General features: G+C 71.9%; 24 protein-coding genes. 9 read left to right on the top strand and 15 right to left on the bottom strand.

The genetic code is table 11. The annotated features are described in order from the left end of the window. The coding region (locus tag P1P70_RS20090) for an SDR family oxidoreductase (RefSeq protein ID WP_319239691.1) at nt 1-1,092 on the bottom strand (1,092 nt) is incomplete at its 3' end. A gap of 122 nt (nt 1,093-1,214) precedes the next feature. Here P1P70_RS20090 and P1P70_RS20095 point away from each other — a divergent pair. Next, nucleotides 1,215-1,871, top strand: a complete 657-nt coding sequence (locus tag P1P70_RS20095; RefSeq protein WP_319239694.1) for a M15 family metallopeptidase — start codon at nt 1,215-1,217, stop codon at nt 1,869-1,871. Nucleotides 1,872-2,151: 280 nt separating this feature from the next. Here P1P70_RS20095 and P1P70_RS20100 read toward each other — a convergent pair whose 3' ends face one another. Both P1P70_RS20100 and P1P70_RS20105 read right to left on the bottom strand, forming a co-directional pair. Beyond that, on the bottom strand, nt 2,152-2,817 hold the full coding sequence (locus P1P70_RS20100) for an HAD family hydrolase (RefSeq protein WP_319239697.1): 666 nt from the start codon (nt 2,815-2,817) through the stop codon (nt 2,152-2,154). A 112-nt stretch (nt 2,818-2,929) separates the two neighbouring features. After that, nucleotides 2,930-3,979 (bottom strand): PHP domain-containing protein, encoded by a 1,050-nt coding sequence (locus P1P70_RS20105; RefSeq protein ID WP_319239700.1) that lies wholly within the window; start codon nt 3,977-3,979, stop codon nt 2,930-2,932. A gap of 187 nt (nt 3,980-4,166) precedes the next feature. On the opposite strand from P1P70_RS20105, the gene P1P70_RS20110 reads away from it, so the two are divergent. Continuing rightward, entirely contained in the window at nt 4,167-4,403 is a 237-nt protein-coding gene (locus tag P1P70_RS20110; protein ID WP_319239703.1) for a hypothetical protein, read from the top strand. On the opposite strand, the gene P1P70_RS20115 is transcribed toward P1P70_RS20110, so the two are convergent. Continuing rightward, a complete protein-coding gene (locus P1P70_RS20115) occupies nt 4,384-5,103 on the bottom strand; it encodes a VanZ family protein (protein ID WP_319239706.1) in 720 nt (239 codons plus the stop codon). The genes P1P70_RS20110 and P1P70_RS20115 overlap by 20 nt on opposite strands. Before the next feature lie 304 nt (nt 5,104-5,407). Next, complete coding sequence (locus P1P70_RS20120; protein ID WP_319239709.1) at nt 5,408-6,064, bottom strand: DUF4230 domain-containing protein; 657 nt, start codon at nt 6,062-6,064, stop codon at nt 5,408-5,410. Between the two features lie 127 nt (nt 6,065-6,191). On the opposite strand from P1P70_RS20120, the gene P1P70_RS20125 reads away from it, so the two are divergent. Next, entirely contained in the window at nt 6,192-7,160 is a 969-nt protein-coding gene (locus tag P1P70_RS20125; RefSeq protein WP_319239713.1) for a ribose-phosphate pyrophosphokinase, read from the top strand. A gap of 14 nt (nt 7,161-7,174) precedes the next feature. On the opposite strand, the gene P1P70_RS20130 is transcribed toward P1P70_RS20125, so the two are convergent. After that, the gene (locus P1P70_RS20130; protein WP_319239717.1) at nt 7,175-7,558 is read right to left on the bottom strand and encodes an anti-sigma factor antagonist; all 384 of its coding nucleotides are present in this window, start codon (nt 7,556-7,558) and stop codon (nt 7,175-7,177) included. Nucleotides 7,559-7,713: 155 nt separating this feature from the next. Next, entirely contained in the window at nt 7,714-8,142 is a 429-nt protein-coding gene (locus P1P70_RS20135; protein WP_319239719.1) for a MarR family winged helix-turn-helix transcriptional regulator, read from the bottom strand. A 116-nt stretch (nt 8,143-8,258) separates the two neighbouring features. Between P1P70_RS20135 and P1P70_RS20140 the strand changes: the two genes are divergently transcribed. Both P1P70_RS20140 and P1P70_RS20145 read left to right on the top strand, forming a co-directional pair. Next, nucleotides 8,259-9,716, top strand: a complete 1,458-nt coding sequence (locus P1P70_RS20140; RefSeq protein ID WP_319239722.1) for an aldehyde dehydrogenase family protein — start codon at nt 8,259-8,261, stop codon at nt 9,714-9,716. Between the two features lie 75 nt (nt 9,717-9,791). Continuing rightward, nucleotides 9,792-10,901: an NAD(P)-dependent alcohol dehydrogenase gene (locus P1P70_RS20145; protein WP_239759296.1), complete on the top strand. Its 1,110-nt coding sequence runs from the start codon at nt 9,792-9,794 to the stop codon at nt 10,899-10,901. 138 nt (nt 10,902-11,039) lie between these two features. Here the strand turns inward: P1P70_RS20145 and P1P70_RS20150 are convergent, their stop codons facing one another. Both P1P70_RS20150 and P1P70_RS20155 read right to left on the bottom strand, forming a co-directional pair. After that, on the bottom strand, nt 11,040-11,648 hold the full coding sequence (locus P1P70_RS20150; RefSeq protein ID WP_319239726.1) for a TetR/AcrR family transcriptional regulator: 609 nt from the start codon (nt 11,646-11,648) through the stop codon (nt 11,040-11,042). After that, complete coding sequence (locus P1P70_RS20155; protein ID WP_319239728.1) at nt 11,645-12,007, bottom strand: DUF1304 domain-containing protein; 363 nt, start codon at nt 12,005-12,007, stop codon at nt 11,645-11,647. The genes P1P70_RS20150 and P1P70_RS20155 overlap by 4 nt, the downstream gene beginning before the upstream one ends. Nucleotides 12,008-12,156: 149 nt before the next feature. On the opposite strand from P1P70_RS20155, the gene P1P70_RS20160 reads away from it, so the two are divergent. Beyond that, nucleotides 12,157-12,633, top strand: a complete 477-nt coding sequence (locus P1P70_RS20160; RefSeq protein ID WP_319239730.1) for a GNAT family N-acetyltransferase — start codon at nt 12,157-12,159, stop codon at nt 12,631-12,633. 73 nt (nt 12,634-12,706) lie between these two features. After that, complete coding sequence (locus P1P70_RS20165) at nt 12,707-13,099, top strand: VOC family protein (protein WP_319239732.1); 393 nt, start codon at nt 12,707-12,709, stop codon at nt 13,097-13,099. 145 nt (nt 13,100-13,244) lie between these two features. On the opposite strand, the gene P1P70_RS20170 is transcribed toward P1P70_RS20165, so the two are convergent. Together P1P70_RS20170 and P1P70_RS20175 are read right to left on the bottom strand one after the other, a co-directional pair. Continuing rightward, on the bottom strand, nt 13,245-13,541 hold the full coding sequence (locus tag P1P70_RS20170) for a DUF4235 domain-containing protein (RefSeq protein ID WP_319239734.1): 297 nt from the start codon (nt 13,539-13,541) through the stop codon (nt 13,245-13,247). A 49-nt stretch (nt 13,542-13,590) separates the two neighbouring features. Continuing rightward, complete coding sequence (locus tag P1P70_RS20175; RefSeq protein ID WP_319239736.1) at nt 13,591-14,607, bottom strand: glutathione S-transferase family protein; 1,017 nt, start codon at nt 14,605-14,607, stop codon at nt 13,591-13,593. 106 nt (nt 14,608-14,713) lie between these two features. On the opposite strand from P1P70_RS20175, the gene P1P70_RS20180 reads away from it, so the two are divergent. After that, the gene (locus tag P1P70_RS20180; protein WP_319239739.1) at nt 14,714-15,754 is read left to right on the top strand and encodes a cation diffusion facilitator family transporter; all 1,041 of its coding nucleotides are present in this window, start codon (nt 14,714-14,716) and stop codon (nt 15,752-15,754) included. Nucleotides 15,755-15,955: 201 nt separating this feature from the next. Here the strand turns inward: P1P70_RS20180 and P1P70_RS20185 are convergent, their stop codons facing one another. The 3 genes from P1P70_RS20185 to P1P70_RS20195 form a co-directional block, all read right to left on the bottom strand. Next, a complete protein-coding gene (locus tag P1P70_RS20185) occupies nt 15,956-16,402 on the bottom strand; it encodes a nitroreductase family deazaflavin-dependent oxidoreductase (RefSeq protein WP_319239741.1) in 447 nt (148 codons plus the stop codon). 126 nt (nt 16,403-16,528) lie between these two features. Next, the gene (locus P1P70_RS20190) at nt 16,529-17,149 is read right to left on the bottom strand and encodes a LysE family transporter (protein WP_319239748.1); all 621 of its coding nucleotides are present in this window, start codon (nt 17,147-17,149) and stop codon (nt 16,529-16,531) included. A 292-nt stretch (nt 17,150-17,441) separates the two neighbouring features. Further along, nucleotides 17,442-18,014, bottom strand: a complete 573-nt coding sequence (locus tag P1P70_RS20195; protein ID WP_239759304.1) for a MarR family winged helix-turn-helix transcriptional regulator — start codon at nt 18,012-18,014, stop codon at nt 17,442-17,444. 182 nt (nt 18,015-18,196) lie between these two features. Between P1P70_RS20195 and P1P70_RS20200 the strand changes: the two genes are divergently transcribed. Further along, nucleotides 18,197-19,138 (top strand): LLM class flavin-dependent oxidoreductase, encoded by a 942-nt coding sequence (locus P1P70_RS20200; RefSeq protein WP_319239744.1) that lies wholly within the window; start codon nt 18,197-18,199, stop codon nt 19,136-19,138. 91 nt (nt 19,139-19,229) lie between these two features. Here the strand turns inward: P1P70_RS20200 and P1P70_RS20205 are convergent, their stop codons facing one another. Beyond that, a complete protein-coding gene (locus P1P70_RS20205) occupies nt 19,230-20,927 on the bottom strand; it encodes an amidohydrolase (protein ID WP_319239746.1) in 1,698 nt (565 codons plus the stop codon). Nucleotides 20,928-21,081 lie beyond the last annotated feature (154 nt).

Raw genomic sequence — 21,081 nt, forward strand, 5'->3', positions numbered from 1 at the left:
TTCACCACCCGGTTTTTGTGGTCGCTGCTGATGTTGTGTATGTGCTCTTGTTAGTTGTTTTTGCTGCGGTACGGTCGTGAACTGGACTGTTGACAAGGACATCTGGCGGCAGGGTATGATTGTTCTAAGAGCCAGCTCCAGCACCTCCACCGACGTGCGCTCGGGCCGCCAGCGCAGCTCGTCGCGGGCCTTCGAGCAGTCCATCAGCGGCAGCCGCAGCACGGCGTCGAAGAGGTGCGGCGAGGCGGGTAGCAGCCGGAGGTTCCACGCGGCGGCGATCGCCGAGCGGGCCGCGACCCGGGGCAACCGCACCGGACGGGAGTCCAGCACCTCGCTGAGCAGCTCCGCGTCCACTGGTGACTCCGCCGCGAGGTTGAAGGCGCCTCGGGCATCGGAGTGCAAGGCCAGCCGGTACGCCCGGGCCGCGTCGTCGGTGTGCAGGGCCTGCACCTTCAGTCCGGGGATGTCGGGCAGGAACGGCAGCAGGTCGGGCCGGGCCAGCTGCCCGGGCAGGAAGCGCCCGCCGAAGATACGGCGCTGCTCGCTGGCCGACTCCCGCTTGAACAGGAACGCGGGCCGCATCCGCACCACCCGCACCCCGGGGTGTTCGTGCTCGAAGGAGTCCAGGGCCCGCTCCAGATACGCCTTCTCCCGGCAGTACGCGGCATCCGGCCAGCCGTGCGTCGGCCACGACTCGTCGACCGCGCGGCCCTTCGGCCCGGGGGAGTAGGCACCGACCGACGAGGCGTGCACCAGCGTCGGGACCTTGGCGGCCGCCACCGCCTCGAAGACCCGTATGCTGCCCAGCACATTGGTCCGCCAGGTCGCGGCCGGGTCGTGCGTCGGCTGGAACGCCCAGGCGAGATGGACGACCGCGTCCGCCCCCTCGAACTCCTTGACCAGTTCGGCCTCCTCGGACCCGACATCCACGGCCGACCAGTCCGTCTTCGCGGGGGACCAGTCGGGGACCCGCCGGGCCAGGCCCCGTACCCGGTCGACCTGCGCGTCCTCCGCGAGCAGCCGCACCAGACTCGTTCCCACATTGCCGGTGGCGCCAGTGACCACGATCCTGCCGCCGGATTCTCCGTTCACCGCAGACTCCTCTCGCGCGCTTCGATTCCTCCGGAGCCGCCCACGAGTACCCGGCCCCGGGGGATGCACGCAGCCACTACCGGCCACCCCGGCGAGAGCGGTCGCCAAGAGATGATCAGTACATGACCGAGATCATCCTGATGTCCGACCCGAGGGTGGCGGCCGTACCCGTCGACGACCGGGACGAGCCGCTCGTCGACGTACGCCGGACCGGCTCCCTCCTGGTCGACGAGCGCAAAGCCGACACCACGGGCGCCTACGCCCATCTGCGCTCGGAGGTGCGCGACCGACTGCTCAGGGCCCAGGACCTGCTGCCGGACGGGCTGCGCCTGCTCTTCGTGGAGGGCTACCGGCCGCCGTCCCTGCAACGCGCCTACTTCGAGAAGTACGCGGCCGAGCAGCGCGCCCTGCACCCCGACTGGTCCGCCGACCGCATCCGCGAGGCGGCCAGCCGCTATGTCTCCCCGCCCGAGATCGCCCCGCACTCCGCGGGCGCCGCCGTGGACCTGACGCTCGTGGACGCCGACGGCCGCGAACTCGACCTCGGCACGCGGGTCAACGCGAGCCCGGAGGAGAGCGCCGGCGCCTGCTACACGGGCGCGGACGGCATCTCCGTCGAGGCCCGCGCCCACCGGGAGACGCTCGGCGCCGCCCTCTGCGCTGCAGGTCTGGTCAACTACCCCACGGAGTGGTGGCACTGGTCGTACGGCGACCGGTACTGGGCCCTCGCCACGGGCGCGCCGACGGCGCTGTACGGACCTCGGGAACTCGGCGCCTGAACTCCTCGGACAAGGAGAAGCCCCGACCGGGACGGGGGAATCGCGGTCGGGGCGGTCTGTGTGTGGGTGCGGATGGCGGTCGCCTCTCGGCGAAAGGCTCCACAGGGCTTCAGCCGAACGATCGTCCCTGTGGGCGAAAGGTGAGGCCCGGGGACACTGTCCCATCCACACCCACGGTTGATTCAACGGGAAAGTACCAGGGGGTGTTCCTTCCGTATCCGGACAATGCCGGTGATCTGTGTCACGTCGCGCCAGGGTGTCCACAGCGGCCCTCACCAGGTCATTCCTCCTGGCCCAGCGGGCTCTCCTCGAGGGCGGCCAGCAGATGGGCCGGATTCCGGAACACCGCCTCCGCGCCGGCGGCCTCCAGTTCGGGCCGTGGGATGCCGCCGCAGAGCACGGCCACACAGTGCACCCCGGCGCGGGCACCCGCCCGCATGTCCCAGACGGTGTCCCCGACGAACACCGACCGCTCGGCCTCCGCCCCCGCCAGCTCCAGGGCCTGCTCGACCGGATCCGGCGCCGGCTTCCCCCGGGCCACGTCGTCGGCGCTCGCCGTCGCCGTGATGGCGTCGTCGGCCCCGATCGCCCGCCGCAGCGCGGCCAGCTCGGCTCCGCCTGCCGAGGTCGCCAGTACCACGCTCCAGCCCTGCCCGTCGAGCCGCCGCAGGAGCCGCCCCGCGTCCGGCAAGGCCGGCAGGCGATCGAAGTACGTCCCGTACAACGCCTTGTGCGCCGCGCTCAGCGCGTCCTTCTCCGCCGGGTCCCGCTCCTCGCCCAGCAGATGTGTGATCAGATCACCCGACGGCAACCCCACCGCCCGGTGCACGTCATGCATGGCCACCTCGTGCCCACCCTGCCGGAACGCCTCCCACCAGGCGACGACATGCAGATGATTGGTATCGACAAGGGTCCCGTCGACATCGAACACAGCAGCCTTTCCCATGGCTCACCTTCCTGCACGACGATCACATCCGCGCCCCGAAAGGAGCGCGGGGAACAGCGCTGCCGGCCGCGACCCCACACGCGCCCGCCAACGCATCGAACCCCCCGACTTCCTAGGCACCCCCTACCCCCACTCGATCGGGAGTCTCGCGATCCCGAGCCCACCGCAGAAGTTCCTCCACCCCCCACGTCGTCACCACCCGCTCGGCCGGAACCCCGCACTCCTCGGCCCGCGCGCACCCGTGCACCTGCCACGTCAGCTGCCCCGGCGCGTGCGCGTCCGTGTCGACCGAGAACAGCACCCCCGCCTCCACGGCCCGCCGCAGCAGCCGCCGAGGCGGATCCAGCCGCTCCGGCCGGGAGTTGATCTCCACGGCCGTCCCGGTCTCCGCGCACGCCGCGAACACCGCGTCCGCGTCGAACTCCGACTCCGGCCGCCCCCGCCCGGTGACCAGCCGCCCCGTGCAGTGCCCGAGCACGTCGGAGTGCGGATCACGCACCGCGGCGACCATCCGCCGGGTCATCGCCCGCGCGTCCATCCGCAGCTTGGAGTGCACGGACACCACCACCACGTCCAGCCGGTCCAGCAGCTCCGGCTCCTGGTCCAGCGAACCGTCGTCGAGGATGTCGCACTCGATACCGGTGAGCAGCCGGAACGGCGCCCAGGTCTCGTTCAGCGCGTCCACCACGTCGAGCTGCTCCCGCAGCCGCTCCGGCGACAGGCCGCGGGCGACGGTCAGCCGGGGGGAGTGGTCGGTGAGCACCGTCCACTCGTGGCCGAGGCGCGCGGCGGTCCGGCCCATCTCCTCGATCGGGCTGCCGCCGTCCGACCAGTCGGAGTGCACATGGCAGTCGCCCCTGATCAGCTTCCTCAGCTCCGCGCCCGCGTCACCCTCCGTGAGAGGAGCCTCGGCCCCCTCCTCCAGTTTCCGCAGGTAGCCCGGCACCTCCCCGGCCAGCGCCTCACGCACCGCCTGCGCGGTCTTCGGCCCGACCCCCTTCAGCGACTCCAGCGAGCCCGCGGCGGCCCGCTCGGCCACCTCGTCGGCCGGCAGCGCGCCGAGCACGGCGGCGGCCGTACGGAACGCCCGTACGCGGTAGGTGGGGGCCCGGTCCCGCTCCAGCAGGAAAGCGATCCGGTCCAGGGCCTCGACGGGATCCATGGCACCTCCAGCCTCCCGCTTCCAGCGTCGCCCAGGCCCCGGGTACCCGCACGGCGGCCGTACGATCACGGGCGCCGCCGGCCGCCTTGCGCCGGCCCCCGCCGGCCTCGTCCGGTCACCGACCGCCGGACCGACCCGTCCCTGCTTCACCCGGTCACCGACCGCCGGACCGCTCTACCCTCAAGACATGACCGAAAGCGCGAGCCCCTACATTTCCCATCCCCGGGTCCTGGTGCTCGGGGTGCAGCCCGGTACGCCGCCGTTCCGGATCGTGGAGATCGACGGTCAGGTGGTCGGCGAGGCGAAGCAGCTGACGGACGTCCTCCAGGCGGCCGCCGCGTACGGGGTCGTCGTGCACGACCTCGACGACCCCGACCAGGTCCGCTGGGTGGGCGGCGACAAGCTCACTTGGACGCCGCGCTAGCCCTCTTGGAGCGCGTGCCGGCCGCCTTGCGCCGGCCCACCCGCAGACGCTGGACCCAGGCGCCGCGCGGCGCTTCCGGCCGGGTCGACGCCTTGCCCCGAGCCGCGGCCTTGCCCTGGTCCGTTCCCTTGCCCCTAGCCGGGGTCCTGCCCCGGGCCGGTGCGGGTTTCGGCTCCCGCGGCGCGCGGGCGTGGACGGCCCGGCCGAGGCGCCGGCCCAGCAGCAGATAGCCCAGCAGCGCGCCCGCCGTGTTGAGGATGACGTCGTCGATGTCGAACGCCCGTCCGGTGACCAGCGCGCCCTGCACCAGCTCCACCAGCAGCATCATCAGCGCGGTCAGGGCGGGCACCCGCAGCAGACCGCGCGCGCCGGGCGCCAGCACCGGCAGCAGGATCCCGAACGGCAGGCCCAGCAGGATGTTCCCGCCGACCTGCTTGAGCGCGTCGCGCGGGTCGGGGTGGTGCCAGTAGAGCTCCAGGGAGGCGCCGGGCTGGAGATTGCTGTGGGTGAGCGCCTCCGACGCCGGGGACGGCTGGAGCGTGAGCCCGGCCAGCACCGCGCCGAACGCCACCATCGCCAGGAACGCCAGGGCCATCACCAGCAGCCGCAGGGGCAGCGGGAGCGGCCGTGGAGCGCGGTCGGCCGCCGGGGAACGGCGGCCGGAGGTGGTGGAACGGGAACGTGACGTGGTGCCGGCCATGCGACCCTCCCGATTTCAACTTCCCTCTGTACCAAGGTGGTTACCCCCGAAGTGGCCCGCGATGCCCACCGCGCGTCCCTCGCGCGAGAAGTCACCGACCGGGTCCCGACGGGTCCCGCCGGGTTTCTGCCCGCCCTACGCGGGCACCCGGACCGGGAGTGACAGGGACCCGCTCCCGTTCGAGGGGTGCTCGGTCAGGCGCCCGGGAGCGGAGGGGCGTGGGAGGGCGCGGACGTATGCCGGCCGCGGACGGGCCGGCATACGGCGCGCCCTCCCCGCAACCCGGGAGGGCGCCGGTGCCCGGTCAGGACCCGTACGTCACCTTCACCTCCTTGAAGCCGAGCGACTTCAGCAGCCCTTCGAGCATGTCGGTGGTGTTGGCCTCGGCCCGGTCGGTGAGCTTGCTCTCCTTCGCGGCGTCCCCGATGTGCTTGACGGCGAGGCGCTGCACCGCCTGTTCGCTGTTGGGGTTGTCCGAGAAGAGGTCGCCGAGGCGGTCGAGCAGGCCGCGCTCCTTGGAGACGGCGTAGGAGTGCTCGGTGTCGAGGGCCGGCTTGCCGAGCTGGGCGTGCGGGAGGCGGATGGTGGCCGAGGTGCGGTCCTCGTTCGTCTGCACGTCGTTCTCGCCGACCCCGCCGAGATCGACGTAGGCGTCCACGGAGCCCGCGCCCACGTACAGCGTGCGGGTGCCGCGGACCGCGTCCGGCAGGTACTTGGCGTCCTTCTCCAGGTCGACGACCACCTGGAAGTTGCCCGTGGCGGCGTCGTAACGGCTCATGTCCTGGATGGACTTCAGGAGCGTCGGTCCCGAGCGGTCGTGCTCCTCGGTGCCGAACACGTCGTCCAGCCCTCCGAAGACCAGCATCCGCAGCGCGGCCAGCAGCACCACGATGAGGATGACCACGGCGGTGAGCAGCTTGGCCCAGCCGGGCACCCGCGTGCGCTTGATGGACGTCGTCATGTCGACGGTCCTCCTTCCTCTTTCAACGAATGCCCTCAATGGCCGTGGGGGAACGCCCAGTTGGTGATTGTTCGCCTAGCATGAGCCGCGCCACCCGTAATGATCATGTTCATGCGAGGAGCCGACCGTGCGTGACATCGCCGTCTTCACCGGCAGCGCCCACCCCGAGCTCGCCGAGGAGGTCTGCGCGCACCTCGGGGTGCCGCTGAGTCCGTCCCGGGTGAGCCGGTTCGCCAACGACTGTCTGGAGGTGCAGCTCCAGGCCAACTGCCGGGAGAAGGACGTCTTCCTGGTCCAGCCGCTGGTCGCGCCGGTGCAGGAGCACCTCGTCGAACTGCTGCTGATGTGCGACGCGGCGCGCGGGGCCTCGGCCGGCCGGATCACCGTGGTCATGCCGCACTACTCGTACGCCCGCTCAGACAAGAAGGACGCGCCGCGGATCTCCATCGGCGGGCGGCTGGTCGCCGATCTGATGGTGTCGGCGGGCGCCGGCCGGGTGCTCGCCATGACGCTGCACTCCCCGCAGGTGCACGGGTTCTTCTCGGTGCCGGTCGATCATCTGCACGCGCTGCGCGAACTGGCCGCGCACTTCCGGCGCCACGACCTCTCCCGTACGACGGTGGTGTCCCCGGACCTGGGCAACGCCAAGGAGGCGGCGGCGTTCGCGCGGATGATCGGCGCGCAGGTCGCGGCGGGCGCCAAACAGCGGTTCGCCGACGACCGGGTGAGCATCAGTTCGGTGATCGGCGAGGTCACCGGACGCGATGTGATCGTCCTGGACGACGAGATCGCCAAGGGCAGTACCGTGCTGGAACTGCTGGAGCGCCTAAGGGAGTTGGGGCCGCGCTCGATCCGGGTGGCGTGCACCCACGGGCTGTTCGCGGCGGGCGCGCTGAAGCGGCTGAGCGCGCAGCCCGACGTGCTGGAGATCGTCTGCACCAACACCGTGCCGGTCCCCGTGGAGGAGCGCACCGACAAGCTGGAGGTGCTCTCCATCGCCCCCGCGCTCGCGGAGGCCGTCCGCCGTATCCACAACGGCGAGTCCGTCAGTGCCCTGTTCGACGCGCCGGCGGGTGCCGAGGGAGGCGAGGGCTGACGGGCGGGGCGGGGTCATAACGTGCCGGACGCGGCCTCGGGCTGTTCCAGGGCCGCGTCCAGGGACGGTGCGGGCGGCAGCAGCCGGGCCAGGCCGGTGACCTTGAGGACGCGCAGGGTGAGCGGGTGGGTGCAGACCAGACGCAGTTCGCCGTCGCGGTCGAGCACCCGCTGCCGTGCCCGGTAGAGCAGCCGCAGCCCGGAGCAGTCGAAAAACTCGACGTGCCTGAGGTCGATCACGATCCGGGCGCCGGGGCGGCCGGTCTCCGCGTCGAGGTGCGGAATGATCTCCACGGCCGCCGCGATGTCGATCTCGCCGTGCAGTTCGAGCACGGCGTGGCCGCGGTCCGTGCGGACGCGCAGGTGCCCGGTCGCGGGCGGAGTGGGGTCGCTCGACACGACGGCATCGCCTCCAACCGGACTCTGTGGGGGTGTGAGGGCAAAACCCTTCCCCGCTCTGCAAGTTACCCTCGTCAGAGTGAATTTCAGCATGTTCGATTGACATATGTCTTCGATTTCTCCGGCAAGCTGTCCGGAGTTTTGCGCAGTGCCCCCTACGACAGCGCGTGCCACGCCTTGGACAGCGCCTGCCGGAGCTGGTCGGCCTGGTGGGGGGTGAGGTCGCTGATCATGCGTTCCTCCAGGTCGCGCACGGGTTCGGCGAAGCGGGCGAGTAGCTCGCGCCCCTCCTCGGTCAGCAGGATCAGCAGCTCGCGCCGGTTGCGTGGGTTGCGCTCCCGGCGCACGAGTCCCCGGTTCTCCAGGCTGCGGACGAGATCGGCGACGGACTGGGCCGTGACGAACGAGTCGCGGGCGAGCTGGGCGGCCGAGAGCCCGTCGTGGCGCTGGAGGACCGTGAGCGACGTGTACTGCAGGGCCGTGATCCCGGCGGGCCGCACCAGCTCGTCCAGGCGCGAGCGGACAACGAGCTCGACCTGCTTGACCATGTAGAGGAGGGAGGGGGGTGCCTTGGTGCCGACCATGGGGTCAGCGTAAGGCATTGACAGGAAACCTGTGTGTAATGAAACTGCGAACCAACAGGATTCCTGTTGGTTGAAGACTTGGCGAGCAAGTCTGGATCAAGGCTGAGGAGTGGGCAATGACGACCACCTTCGAGGACGAGCCCGGGCGGCTGTTCATCGGTGGACAGTGGCGCGAGGCGGCCGACGGAGCACGCGCCGACGTGATCGACCCGTCCACGGGCCAGGTGGTCACGACGGTCGCGGAGGCGGGTGCCGCCGACGTGGACGCCGCGGTGCGCGCCGCGCGTGAGGCCTTCGACGGCGGCGCGTGGTCCGGGCTGAGCGGCCGCGAGCGCGGTCGGATCCTGAACCGCGTCGCCCAGCTGATACGGGAGAACGCCGACGAGATCGCGGCCATCGAGAGCCGGGACGTGGGCAAGCCCATCATGCTGGCGCACGCCGTCGACGTGACGAACGCGGCCAACGACTACGAGTACTACGCCTCCCTCGCCTGGACCCTGGACGGCTCGGCCCGCGACGTCCCGAACAACCGCCTCGCGTACACCAGGCGCGGCCCGATCGGTGTGGTCGGCGCGATCACCCCGTTCAACTTCCCGCTGATCCTGGCCGGTTCGAAGATCGCCCCCGCGCTCGCCGCAGGCAACACGGTCGTCCACAAGCCGGCCGAGGAGACCCCGCTCAGCGCCCTCTACATGGCGGGCCTCCTCAAGGAGGCCGGCGTCCCGGACGGCGTCTACAACGTCGTCACGGGTACGGGCCCCGTCGCGGGCGAGGCGCTGCTGCGCAACCCCGGCGTCGACAAGATCGCCTTCACCGGCTCCACCGCCACCGGCCGGCACGCGGCGAGCGTCGCGGGCGAGGGCCTGAAGCAGGTCACCATGGAGCTGGGCGGCAACGCGGCGCACGTCGTCTTCGAGGACGCCGACATCGAGAAGGCCATCGGCGCCATCATCAAGGGCTTCGTCTTCAACACCGGCCAGTTCTGCATGGGCGGCCCCCGCCTGCTGGTCGCCCGGCCCGTCTACGAGACCGTCCTCGGCATCCTCGCCGACGCGGTGCCCGGCGTGCCCCTGGGCGACCCCCGGCAGCCGGAGACCGTCATCGGCCCGATGGCCGGCGAGCGGCATCTGAAGAAGGTCGAGGAGTACGTCGAGCTGGCCCGCAAGGAGGGCGGCCGGATCGTGTGCGGAGGCGAGCGCCTGGACCTCGACGGCGGCTACTACTACAAGCCGACCGTCATCGCCGACCTCGCCAACGACTCCCGGGTCGTCCAGGAGGAGGTCTTCGGGCCGGTCCTCACGGTGCAGCCCTTCGACTCCGAGGACGAGGCCGTCGAGCTGGCCAACTCCACGCCGTACGGCCTGGCCTCCGGCATCCAGACCACGAACCTCACCCGTGCCCACCGCGTGGCCGACCGCCTCCAGGCCGGCATCGTCTGGGTCAACGACTGGCCGATGCTCGACCCCGCCGTGCCCTTCGGCGGGGTGAAGGCCTCCGGCTTCGGCCGCGAGTACGGCCCCGAGGCCCTGGAGTCCTACACCAAGGTCAAGTCCGTCGTCGTCTCGCTCGACTGAGCACCTTCCCCGGGATCCCCGGTGAGTCGCCGGACCGGTCCGGCGACTCACCGACAGAACAAGGAGTTCATGAGCATGTCCACCACCACACGTGCCGCCGTGGTCGAGTCCGGGGGCGCGCCCTTCACCCTCTCCGAGGTCGTCCTCGACCAGCCCGCGCAGGGCGAGGTCCTGGTCCGCATGGTCGCCGCCGGGCTCTGCCACACCGACCTCGGGGTCGCGAGCGGCGGGCTGCCCTTCCCGCTGCCCGGCGTGCTGGGCCACGAGGGCGCCGGTGTCGTCGAGGCCGTGGGCCCGGGCGTCACCACCGTCGCGCCGGGCGACCATGTCGTGCTGTCCTTCACCTCCTGCGGCGGCTGCCAGAACTGCCGCGACGGCCACCCGGCGTACTGCGCCACCTGGCTCCCGCTGAACCTGCTCGGCGGCCGACGCGCCGACGGCACCAGCACCATCAGCCGTGACGGCCAGGACCTCGGCGGCCACTTCTTCGGCCAGTCCTCCTTCGCCGAGCGCGCCCTGGTCGACGAGCGCGGCCTCGTCAAGGTCGACCCGGACGTGCCGCTCGACTCCATCGCCCCGCTCGGCTGCGGCGTCCAGACCGGCGTCGGCGCCGTCTGGAACGTGCTGGAGCCCCGGCCGGGCAGCACCGTCGTGGTCCTCGGCGCCGGAGCCGTCGGCCTGTCCGCCGTGATGGCGGCCAACCTGACCCCCGCGACCACGGTCGTCGCCGTGGACAAGGTCGGCGAACGCCTGGAACTGGCGAAGGAACTGGGCGCCACCCACACGGTGAACGCGAGTGAGGTCGCCGACCTCACCGAGGCGATCATGGAGATCACCGGCGGCCGAGGCGCCGACGGCGTCGTCGAGACCACCGGCAGCGTCTTCGTGCTCCGCAAGGGTGTCGACGCCCTCGCCGCGCGCGGCACCCTCGTCATCGTGGGCGCCCCGCCGTTCGGCACCGAGGTCTCCCTCGACGTCAACGGCATGCTCGGCGGCAAGCGCGTCGTCGGCCTCACCCTCGGCGACAACGAGATCCAGACCGCCATCCCGGTCCTCGTCCAGCTCGTCAAGGAGGGCAAGCTCCCGCTCGACCGGCTGATCAGCCGCTACAAGTTCGAGGACATCGACCAGGCGGTCGCCGACATGAGTGGCGGCAAGAGCATCAAGCCGGTGCTCACCTTCTGAGTCCCCCGGCCGCCCTCGAAGCCCGGGAGCCGTCCGCGCCCCCGACGCCCAAGAAGCCATCTCCCGCCGGGGCACGTCACTCCCCACGTGTCCCCGGCCCTGTGGGTGACCTGTACACCAGGTCACCCACAGGGCTGTTCAGCGGCTGCGGTGCAGGGCGACCAGCAGCTGCCACGCCTGGTCGGCGATCTCCCGCGGGGTGCCGTCCAACAGGCCGTGCAGCCAGTCGGCGAGGACGCCCGCGAAGGTGGCCGCCACGGCGGAGGCCACCAGCGGCGCGTCCGCGGCCCCCGCGAGCTCGCGTTCGCGCAGGCTGTAGGCGCGCAGGTCCCGGTGCAGCACCCGGCCGAGCGGTCCGCCGCCGCCGGGCGAGAGCAGCGCGCGGTACAGGGCGGCGTGCGGGGCGAGACCGGCGAAGAACTCCGGCAGGGCGTCCGGTGCCCGCACCGGGTCGGGGCGCCCCCGCCAGGCGTGCAGCGCCTCCACCGCCTCCCGTACGACATCGGCGCAGGCGTCGACGGCCAGCGCCTCCAGGTCCGGGTAGTGCACGTAGAACGTGGCCCGGCCGACCCCCGCCCGGCGGACCAGCGCGGCCACGCTGACCTCGTGCAGGGGGTGCCGGGCGCACTCGTCGAGGAGGGCCTCCCGCAGCCTGGCCTGGGTGCGGGAGGCCCGGGGGTCCTCCGTGGCCCGGGGTTCCTGTGCGGGCCGTGGCTCCCGCGCGGACCCGGGCTCCCCGGGGGTCATCCGGCGACGAGGACGGCGGCCAGGGCGAGCGCGCCGGGCAGGGCCTGGGCGACGAGGATGCGGCGGTTGGCGGTGGCGGCGCCGTACACGCCCGCGACGATCACACAGGACAGGAAGAAGATCTGCGCCCGGTAGCCGGTCGGGTCGTCGGCGATCAGGCCCCAGACCAGACCGGCGGCGAGGAAGCCGTTGTAGAGGCCCTGGTTGGCGGCGAGCGAGGCCGTCCGCCGCGCCATCTCGGCGTCCATGCCGTGGAAGGACATCCCCGGCTTCTTCTGCCACAGGAACATCTCCATCACCAGGATGTACGCGTGCAGCACGGCCACCAGCGCGACCAGCACGTTCGCCAGGATCTCCATGGTCAACAGACTCCGTCGTTCACTCGATGCTTCCCGAACTTCTTGGACAGGTGTCCACTATAGCTGGACGCCTGTCCAAGAAGTCCAGTCGGGGTGAGCGTGGACCGGCGTTCGGTGGATTGTCAGAGCCGGCCGCTAGGTTCCGGTCCATGAGTGACCAAGAGGTGATCGTGCGGCGGGCCCTCGCCGAGGACGTACCGGGGATCGTCGTCTCCAGCTCCCTGCTGTTCGCCGAGGACGGCGGGGAGCGGGACCCGAGCCTGAACGTGGACTGGCCGCGCCTGCACGGCGCCGAGGCCTTCACGGCCGCCCTCGGCGATCCCGGCAGGCTGCTGCTGGCCGCCGTGCGCGACGGCGAGGTGGTCGGTCATCTGTCGGGAGCGGTGTCCGGTCCCACCGCCATGCGGCCCGTCGGCTCGGCGACCCTCATGGCGCTGTACGTACGGCCCGAGCACCGGCGGGCCCGGGTCGGCGCCCGCTTGGTCGACACCTTCCTGGCGTGGGCGCGGGATCGGGGCGCGACGCACGCGGAGGTGACCGCCTCCGCCGGCAACGCCGACGCCATCCGGTTCTACGAGCGGGAGGAGTTCCGTCCCCAGGCGCTCACACTGAGGCTGAACCTGTAGCCGGCGGGTACCCGGGGAGCGTATGGGCGGCGGCGGACCGTCCCCCGCGCCCGGGATCCCGTACGGAGGAGACATGGCACTGGTACAGGCGGGCCTGGTGGTACTGGACTGCGCCGAGCCGGAGAAGCTCGCGGTGTTCTACAAGGGGCTGTTGGACGCGCGGGAGACGGACGCGACCGCCAACCGCGTCGAGATCGAGGGTGCCTGCGGCGCCCGGATGGCGTTCCGCCGGGACGTCAACGCCACTCCGCCCAGCTGGCCCCGCCCCGAGAACTCCCTCCAGGCCCATCTGGACTTCTACGTCGAGGACCTGGACGAGGCCGAGCGGCTGATCGTCTCCCTGGGCGGGCGTCCGGTCGACACCAAGGAGGCGAGCGGACCCTTCGAGGAGCGCGGCTACTCCGACCCGGCCGGCCACTCCTTCACCCTGCGCCGCGAACACCCGACGGCCCCCAAACAGGGCTAGGGCCCAGGGAGCGCGCGGCTCGCCGAGCAAGGTCGGGCGGCCCCAGGGCGAAGTGGGTCGGGCGGCCCCAGGGAAAGTGGGTCGGGTGCCCCGCAGGAAGCGGTCGGGTGGCCCCGGGGGGAGCCACCCGACCGGCCCTCGACCGTCAGTCCCGGCCCCCCTTCTCGTCGGCCGGCCACACCCCGGTGGAGCGCTCGATGGCCTTGGCGCCCGTGCGGTCCACCGCGCTGCGCACGACCGCGAAGATCGCGCCCTGGACGGCCGCCGCCAGCAGGATCTCGCCCCAGCCCCGGTCCCGGTCCAGCGCGTCGGGCGCGTCGTCCTCGTGCCGGATCAGCTTCCAGGTCTTGCGGAACGCGGCCGAGGCGACCGCGCCGCTCACCCAGCCCATCGCGAAGCCGAGCGGCTTGTAGGCGACGGGGAGCTTCTTCTTCTTGGACATCTGGTCCTCCTCCTACGCGTGCGGATGGTCCTGCGGCGATGCCGTCCGGTCAGGGACGACCCTGCGGTGCCACGACCTCGGCGGCGGGCACCGGCCCCGGGGGCGTGCCGTCGCCGAAGGGGCTGCCGCCCAGATCGGCACGCCCGTGGGGGGCGAGCCAGCCCGCCAGATCGGGCCCCAGCGGTACCACGGCGGTCGGGTTGATGCCCGTGTGCACCTGGTAGTAGTGCCGCTTGATGTGGTCGAAGTCGACGGTGTCGCCGAATCCGGGGGTCTGGAAGAGATCACGGGCGTACGCCCACAGCACCGGGTCCTCCGCCAGCTTCCAGCGGTTGCACTTGAAGTGACCGTGGTAGACGGGGTCGAAACGCACCAGCGTGGTGAAGAGCCGGATGTCCGCCTCCGTGATCGTCCCGCCGACGAGATAGCGCTGCCGCGCCAGCCGCTCCGACAGCGCCTCCAGCCGCCGGAACACCCCGGCGCACGCCTCCTCGTACTCCTCCTGCCCGGTGGCGAAGCCCGCCCGGTACACGCCGTTGTTGACGTCCTCGTAGACCTCGGCCGTCACCGTGTCGATCTCGTCGCGCAGGGCCTCGGGATACAGGTCGGGCGCGCCCTCGCGGTGCAGGCCGCTCCACTCGGTGGCGAGGTCGAGGGTGATCCGCTGGTAGTCGTTGGTGACCAGTTCACCGCTCGGCACGTCCACGACCGCCGGAACGCTGACCCCGCCCGGGTAGTCGCTCTCCCGCGCGTCGTACGCCTCCTTCAGGAAGCGGATGCCGAGCACCGGGTCGCGGCCGTCCGGGTCCAGCGTGAACCGCCAGCTGCGGTCGTCCTGGATCGGGTCGGCGACGGCCATCGACAGGGCGTCCTCCAGACCCAGCAGCCGCCGCGAGATCACCGCCCGGCTCGCCCAGGGACAGGCCCGGCTGACCACCAGCCGGTAGCGGCCCGCCTCCACCGGCCAGCCGTCGCGGCCGTCGGCCGTGATCCTGTCCGCGAAGTGGCTCCTGGACCGCTTGAACGCCTTCCGCCCGTACTGCTCGTTGCCCTCACCGACACTCATGCCGTCCGTCCTCCCGGCCGGTCCGGAAACGTCTGCCCCGAGGCGGGTTCCCCGATTTCCGCGACCCCCACGGTGTGAGCGCGACCGGTCGGGGCAAGCGGCGAACGTGACCCGGACACCAGCAGACACCGAGACGAAGGACGAGCGGGGCGGGGCGGTTCTCGAAGGACCGGGGACCCGGGAACAGGGCGGGGCACGGGCCGACCGCAGGACCAGGATCACGGTCCTCGTCGCCCTCGGCGCCAACCTCCTGATCGCCGTGGCCAAGACCGTCGGCGGACTCCTCGCAGGCTCGCCCGCCCTCATGTCGGAGGCCGCGCACTCGGTCGCCGACAGCCTGAACGAGGTCTTCCTCCTCGCCGCGCTGCGCCGCAGCCGACGCCCCGCCGACGCCCGGCACCCCTTCGGCTACGGCAAGGAGCGCTTCTTCTGGTCCCTGCTGGCCGCCGTCGGCATCTTCGTGATGGGCGGCTGCTTCTCCTTCTACCAGGCCGTCCACGCCCTGACGGCCGAGAGCACGGACTCCTACGGCGGCTACGTCGCCGGTATCGCCGTGCTGGGCGTCGCCCTGCTCTCCGAGGGCGCCTCACTGCTGCGCGCCCTGCACCAGGTGCGGCGGCAGGGCGGCGTCGAGGGTCTGCGGGACCCGGCGCTGCGCACGGTCGTCGCCGAGGACGGCACGGCGGTCCTCGGGGTGACCCTCGCGATCGCCGGGATGGCCCTGCACATGGTGACCGGCGAGGTCGTCTGGGAGGCGTCCGCCTCCTTCGCGATCGGGGCGCTGCTCGTGTACGTCGCCTACTGGCTCGGCCGGGACGCCCGGGAACAGCTCATCGGGGTCGCCGCCGACGCCGAACCCAGCCGGAAGATCCGCTCCCTGCTGGAGGCACAGCCCGAGATCGACACCGTCGAGGCCCTGCTCACCATGCAACTCGGCCTGGACTCGACCTTGGTGGCCGCTCGCGTCGACCTCGTCCCCGGCCTCGACAGCGAGGAGGTCGAACTGGTCGCCGTCCGCATCAAGAGGTCCATCGCCCATGTCGTCCCCGAGGCCGACCAGATCTTCCTCGACGTGACGGAGAAGACGGGACCGGGGGAGCGGGCTGGAGAAAGCCCCGCCGCGACGGGGGAACGCGGCGGGGCCTGAGACTCGGGTGCCCGGTCCTTCGGGGAACATGCGCGACGAAGCGAAGATTTTCTGCCGGGTGCGGGGCCGGTCGGGCGGGCCGAGAAAAGCAGGGGGCGTGCCCCGCTTCCTCAGGGGCGCGGGGAACTGTGCGACCAGCCCCCGCCGGACCTGCACCCGACGACGCGTCGCCCGCTCACCCCCGCACCGACCGGGAAACAGTCACCCGGCCACCGGCTCCAGCACGAAGACGGGAATCTCCCGGTCCGTCTTCTTCTGGTAGTCCTCGTAGGGCGGATACGCGGCGACCGCCCGGTCCCACCACTCGGCCTTCTCGTCCCCGGTGACCTCACGCGCGGTCAGGTCCTGCCGGGTCGGCCCGTCCTGGAGCTCGACCAGCGGGTCGGACTTGATGTTGTGGTACCAGACCGGGTGCTTGGGCGCGCCGCCCTGCGAGGCCACGACCGCGTACCGCCCCTCGTGCTCCACCCGCATCAGCGGGGTCTTGCGGATCTTCCCGCTCTTCGCGCCACGCGTCGTCAGCACGATGACCGGCAGACCGGTGTCCAGCAGCGTCGTCCCCTGCGTGCCGCCCGAGCTCTCGTACAACTCGACCTGCTCGCGCACCCACTGGGTGGGGCTGGGCACGTACTCGCCCTCAAGAGGCATGGCAACCGTCCTTGCTGTCGCGTACGGACTTCTTCCCCGCATTCAACACCGGCCCCGCGCCGAATCATCCGCATCGGGCCACACCCGCACGGGACTTGCACGGGTGCGTCCCGCCTCCCGCGACGGCTACGGCATCAGCACCGCCAGTCCCGCGATCACCGCACTCGACACGAGGCCGGTGACCAACCGCCCCCGGTGTCCGGTCAGCGCACGGCCCAGCAGGGCGCCACCGCCCGCGAGCAGCAACTGCCAGCTCACCGAGGCGAGGAACGCGGCGAGGACGAACACCGCCTGCTCCAGGGCGCTCACGGCCTCGGTGGCGCGGCTGCCGAGCACGAGCGCGGCGAAGTAGACCACCGTCGTGGGGTTCAGCAGGGTGATCCCCAGGAGGGTGACGTAGGCGCGGGCCGGGCCTACGGGATCCCGCTGCGCGCGGGTGGGCAGGCGCCGGGCACGGTACTGGCGTACGGCCCCGACCGCGCCGCGTGCCGCCAGCGCCAGGAGCACCAGGGCGGAGGCCCAGCGCAGCGGCGTCAGCACCGGTTGCAGGGCGTTCGCGAGCGCCGTACCGCCGAGGGCGGCGAGCAGGGCGTACAGTCCGTCGGCCGTCGCGACGCCGAGCGCGGCGCACGCTCCGGTCCGCAGGGACGTACGGGCGGTGAGAGAGACGAGGTAGGTCGCGACCGCTCCGACGGGGATGGCGATGCCATAGCCGGCGAGGAGCCCCGCGACGAGCGCGGCCGTCACGGCCGGGGCGGTGTCGGCTCCCACGATCGGCCCGACTGCTGCTGCCCCCGCACCGGCGAGGCGGTGGCGAGGGACGGCGTCAGGGAGGCGTGATGAAGGTGCATGCGCCGATCCTGGGATTCGGCGCTCCACCCCCGCAAGCGAATTAGGAACAGGAGCAGCCCGCACGCGCGGCCGATTCGCCGGCGGCTCTTGACCATGGATTCGACACCCGCCTACCTTGTTTGAATCCAAACGATACGGAGGGTGTGGGGGTGGACGGACTGGTGCGTCGGTCGAGGTCGCCGAGCCGTCATGCCTTCGGGCGGCGGCCGCTGCGCCGGGGCGCGGGCTCGGCGCCGTTCAGCAGGGTGCGGCGGCGCTCCTCGCCGTGCTCCTCGACCTGGAGCACGACACTGCGCAGCCCCTCCGCGAGGCTCCGGCACTCCGCGTCGCTGAGCTGCCCGGTGACGAAGGCCTCCTCCTCGTTGAAGGCCGGGAACACCCGCCGCATCAGCTCCTCGCCCTCGTCGGTGAGGGCCAGCAGCACCAGCCGCCCGTCCGTCGGGTGGTCCGCCCGCCGCACCAGCCCACGCGACTCCAGCGTCCGGGCCACACCCGTGAGCGTGCCCTTGGAGATGCCCGCCTCCTCGGCCACGTGCCGGGTCTCGGACTCGCCCCACACCCACACGACCCAGAGCACCACGAAGGCCGTCCACGTCAGGTCGGAACCGCGCAGCACGGAGTTCTCCAGGTGCTGCCGCACCGCCGAGGCGGCCCGGTAGATGTTCGCCACCGCCGCCATCTGGTCCCGGCGGATCGAGAAGTCCCCCAGCTTCGCCGCGGCGAGCTTCTCGGCTTCGGTGATGGATCGCTGGCCGGGCAAGGGTGCTCCTTCGGTCTCACGGCCGGGCGTCGTGGGGGCCCAGTGCGGCCACCCCGGTCCCCGGTCCGTCGTTCGTGCGGACATTCGATCGTTCGATCGTTGGGCTGTTGGGTCGTGGGTCGTTGGGTCATTCAGTGTTCGGTCATTCGGCATCAAATTGTACGGAGGAGAGGGAATCCGCCATGAGCACCACCCCCCGCATGCTGCTGGTCCTCAGCGAGAACTGGACCCTCACCGGCGGCCGGGCCGACCTGCCCACCGCCGTACGGTGGGCACGCGAGGCCGAGGACGCCGGGTTCGACTCCGTCATGGTCAGCGAACACATCGTGCTCGGCCCCGACGCCGCCGCCGACGGCATCATGGGCAACCCCCGCGACTACGCCCTCCCCGGCAACCAGGACCCGTACACCCCCTGGCCCAACTCCCTGCTCCTGCTCGCCTCCATCGCCTCCGTCACCGAACGCCTGCGCCTGGCCGCCGCGGCCGTCCTCGCCCCGCTGCGCCACCCCCTGCTGATGGCCAGGGAACTCGGCACCCTCGACCTGCTCAGCGAGGGACGCCTGCTGGTGCAGCCCACGGTCAGCTGGAGCAGGGACGAGTACGACGCGCTCGGCGTGCCCTTCGGCAGTCGGGGCCGGTTGCTCGACGAACACCTGGAGGTCTGGGCCAAGGCCTGGGGGCCGTCCCCGATCTCCCACGACAGCGAGCACTACCCGTTCCGGGACGTCTACTTCGAGCCCAAGGCGTACCGCCCCCAGGGGCCGAGGCTGTGGTTCGGCGGGCAGCGCCTGCACGGCCCCGTCCTGCGCCGGCTCGTCCGCCACGGCCACGGCTTCCACCCCCTCGGGCGCCCCACCCCGGACGACCTCAAGGCGCTCGACGAGGCCATGACCGCCGCCGGACGGGACGCAGCCGAACTGGAGATGATCGGCGGCACCCAGGCGGTCTTCCCCGACGACCACTCCCCGGCGGACCTCGGGGCGGCCCTCGCCTCGATCCCCGAGCAGCTGGAGCAGGGCTTCACGACCTTCTGCGTCAAGCCCAACCAGTTCATCGACGACCCCGACGGGGTCGGCGCCTTCTGCGCGGAGGTCATGCGGAGGGTGGAGGCGCTGACGAGCTGACGTCCGAGCCGGCACGCCGCCCTCGGGACAGCGGACACGACGAGGCCGGCGCCGCGCTGCGGCACCGGCCTTCGCCTCGCAGCCCCTCGGCTCAGCGCTCGAACACGACCCCGCCGTCGAACACCGTCATGTCGACCTCGACCGCGGTGATCTCATGCGGGTCGAGGCCGAGCAGCGGTCGGTCCAGCACGCACAGGTCGGCCACCTTGCCCACCTCCACGGACCCCTTCCACTCCTCGGCGAAGTCCTGCCGCGCCGGGTTGACGGTGTACGCCCGCAGCGCCTCGGCGAGTTCCACCCGCTGTTCGGGACCGCTGACCCGGCCGCTGGCCTTCGACTCGCGCAGCAGCATCCCGGCTACCCCCTGCCGCCAGTCGGGCTCCGTGATCGGCGCGTCCGAGCTGGCGCACACCGCCACCCCCGCGTCGAAGGCCGAGCGCGCGGGCCACTGGTACGCCGACCGCTCCGAGCCCACGACCTCCGCCATCAGGTCGGAGACCGTCCACTTGATGGCGGGGTTCATGTTGACGCCGTAGCCGTGCGCGGCCAGCCGGGCGAGACTGTCCGCACCGATGAAGTCGCCGTGGATGACGTAGTGCCGGGCGTCGTCGCGCGGTACGGCCGCCTGCGCCGCCGTGAACGCGTCCACCACGAGATCGATGGCCCGGTCGCCGGTGACGTGGACCCCCAGCTGGTAACCGGCCTCGTGCGCGATCCGGATCATGTCGAACAACTCGTCGACCTGCAGTTCCGGCGTGCGCCCGTGCACACACAGCGAGCCGTGACCGCCGTCGACGTAGGGCTCGCTCATCCAGGCCGTGCGGTTCGGCGGCACCCCGTCGGCGAAGATCTTCACCCCGATGGCGTTCAGCAGCCGGGGGTCCGCGGACTCCGGACGGTGGAGCTCGGCCAGACCCTTGCGGACGTCGTCGGCGGAGCCGCCCATGGGCGCGGGCAGCAGCAGGACGCTGACCCGGGCGTGCAGCGAACCGGCGGCCGCCAGGTCCGCGTACGCCGTCCAGTTGTCGGTGCTCAGCCCGCCGAAGAGGGTCTCGGCGCCGCCAGGGCCGAGACCCGGCTCGGTGTAGCTGGTGATGCCGCGCGTGTGCAGTTCGGCGACGACGCCCCGGATGGCCTGGCGGCGCTGGGCGACCGTGGGGGAGGGCAGGGCCGCCTGGAGGAGGGCGCCGGCCGCCTCGCGCAGGATGCCGGTGGGCCGGCCGTCGGGGTCGCGGTCGATGACACCGCCGTCGGGCGCCACGGTGTCCGCGTCGATCCCGCAACGACGCAGGGCCTCGCTGTTCGCCCACACCATGTGCTGGGAGAAGTCGGTCAGACAGACGGGGTGGCCGGGCGCCACCGCGTCCAGGTCCCACCGGTGCGGGAGACGGCCGGGCTCGGCGAGGCACTCGGCGAGGTAGCCGGGGTCCCAGCCCAGGCCGACGAGCCACTCGCCGGGCGCGGCGGCCCGCGCCGCCGCGCCCACCACCCCCGCGATGTCGGCGATCGACCCCACCGCCGGGTGGCCGACGTACAGGGCGAACGGCGGCCTGGACAGCCCGTACGCGGCGCCGTGCAGATGCGAGTCGTTGATGCCCGGCAGCACGGTCCGCCCGGCGAGGTCGACGATCCGTGTCGTCGGCCCGGCCAGGGCACGCATCTCGGCGTCCGTGCCGACCGCGACGATCTCCCGGCCGTGTACGGCCACACCCTCGGCGACCGAGAAACCGGCGTCGACGGTGATGACCTGACCGCCGGTCAGGACGAGGGTGGGGCAAGAGTCGCTCACGAGGACCTCTCTGGGGTGTCTGGGCTGCCTCTAATACACATCCCCGACCCCACGAGACGGGGAGAAACCTCTTTGCCCTCCTTTGCCTGGAAAAAAAAAAAAAGCAGGGGACCAGGTCGTGAGGAGAGACCAGATTGAAAGAACAAGACACGGG

It is taken from the genome of Streptomyces sp. MB09-02B (assembly GCF_033794485.1).
Classification (GTDB): Bacteria; Actinomycetota; Actinomycetes; order Streptomycetales; family Streptomycetaceae; genus Streptomyces.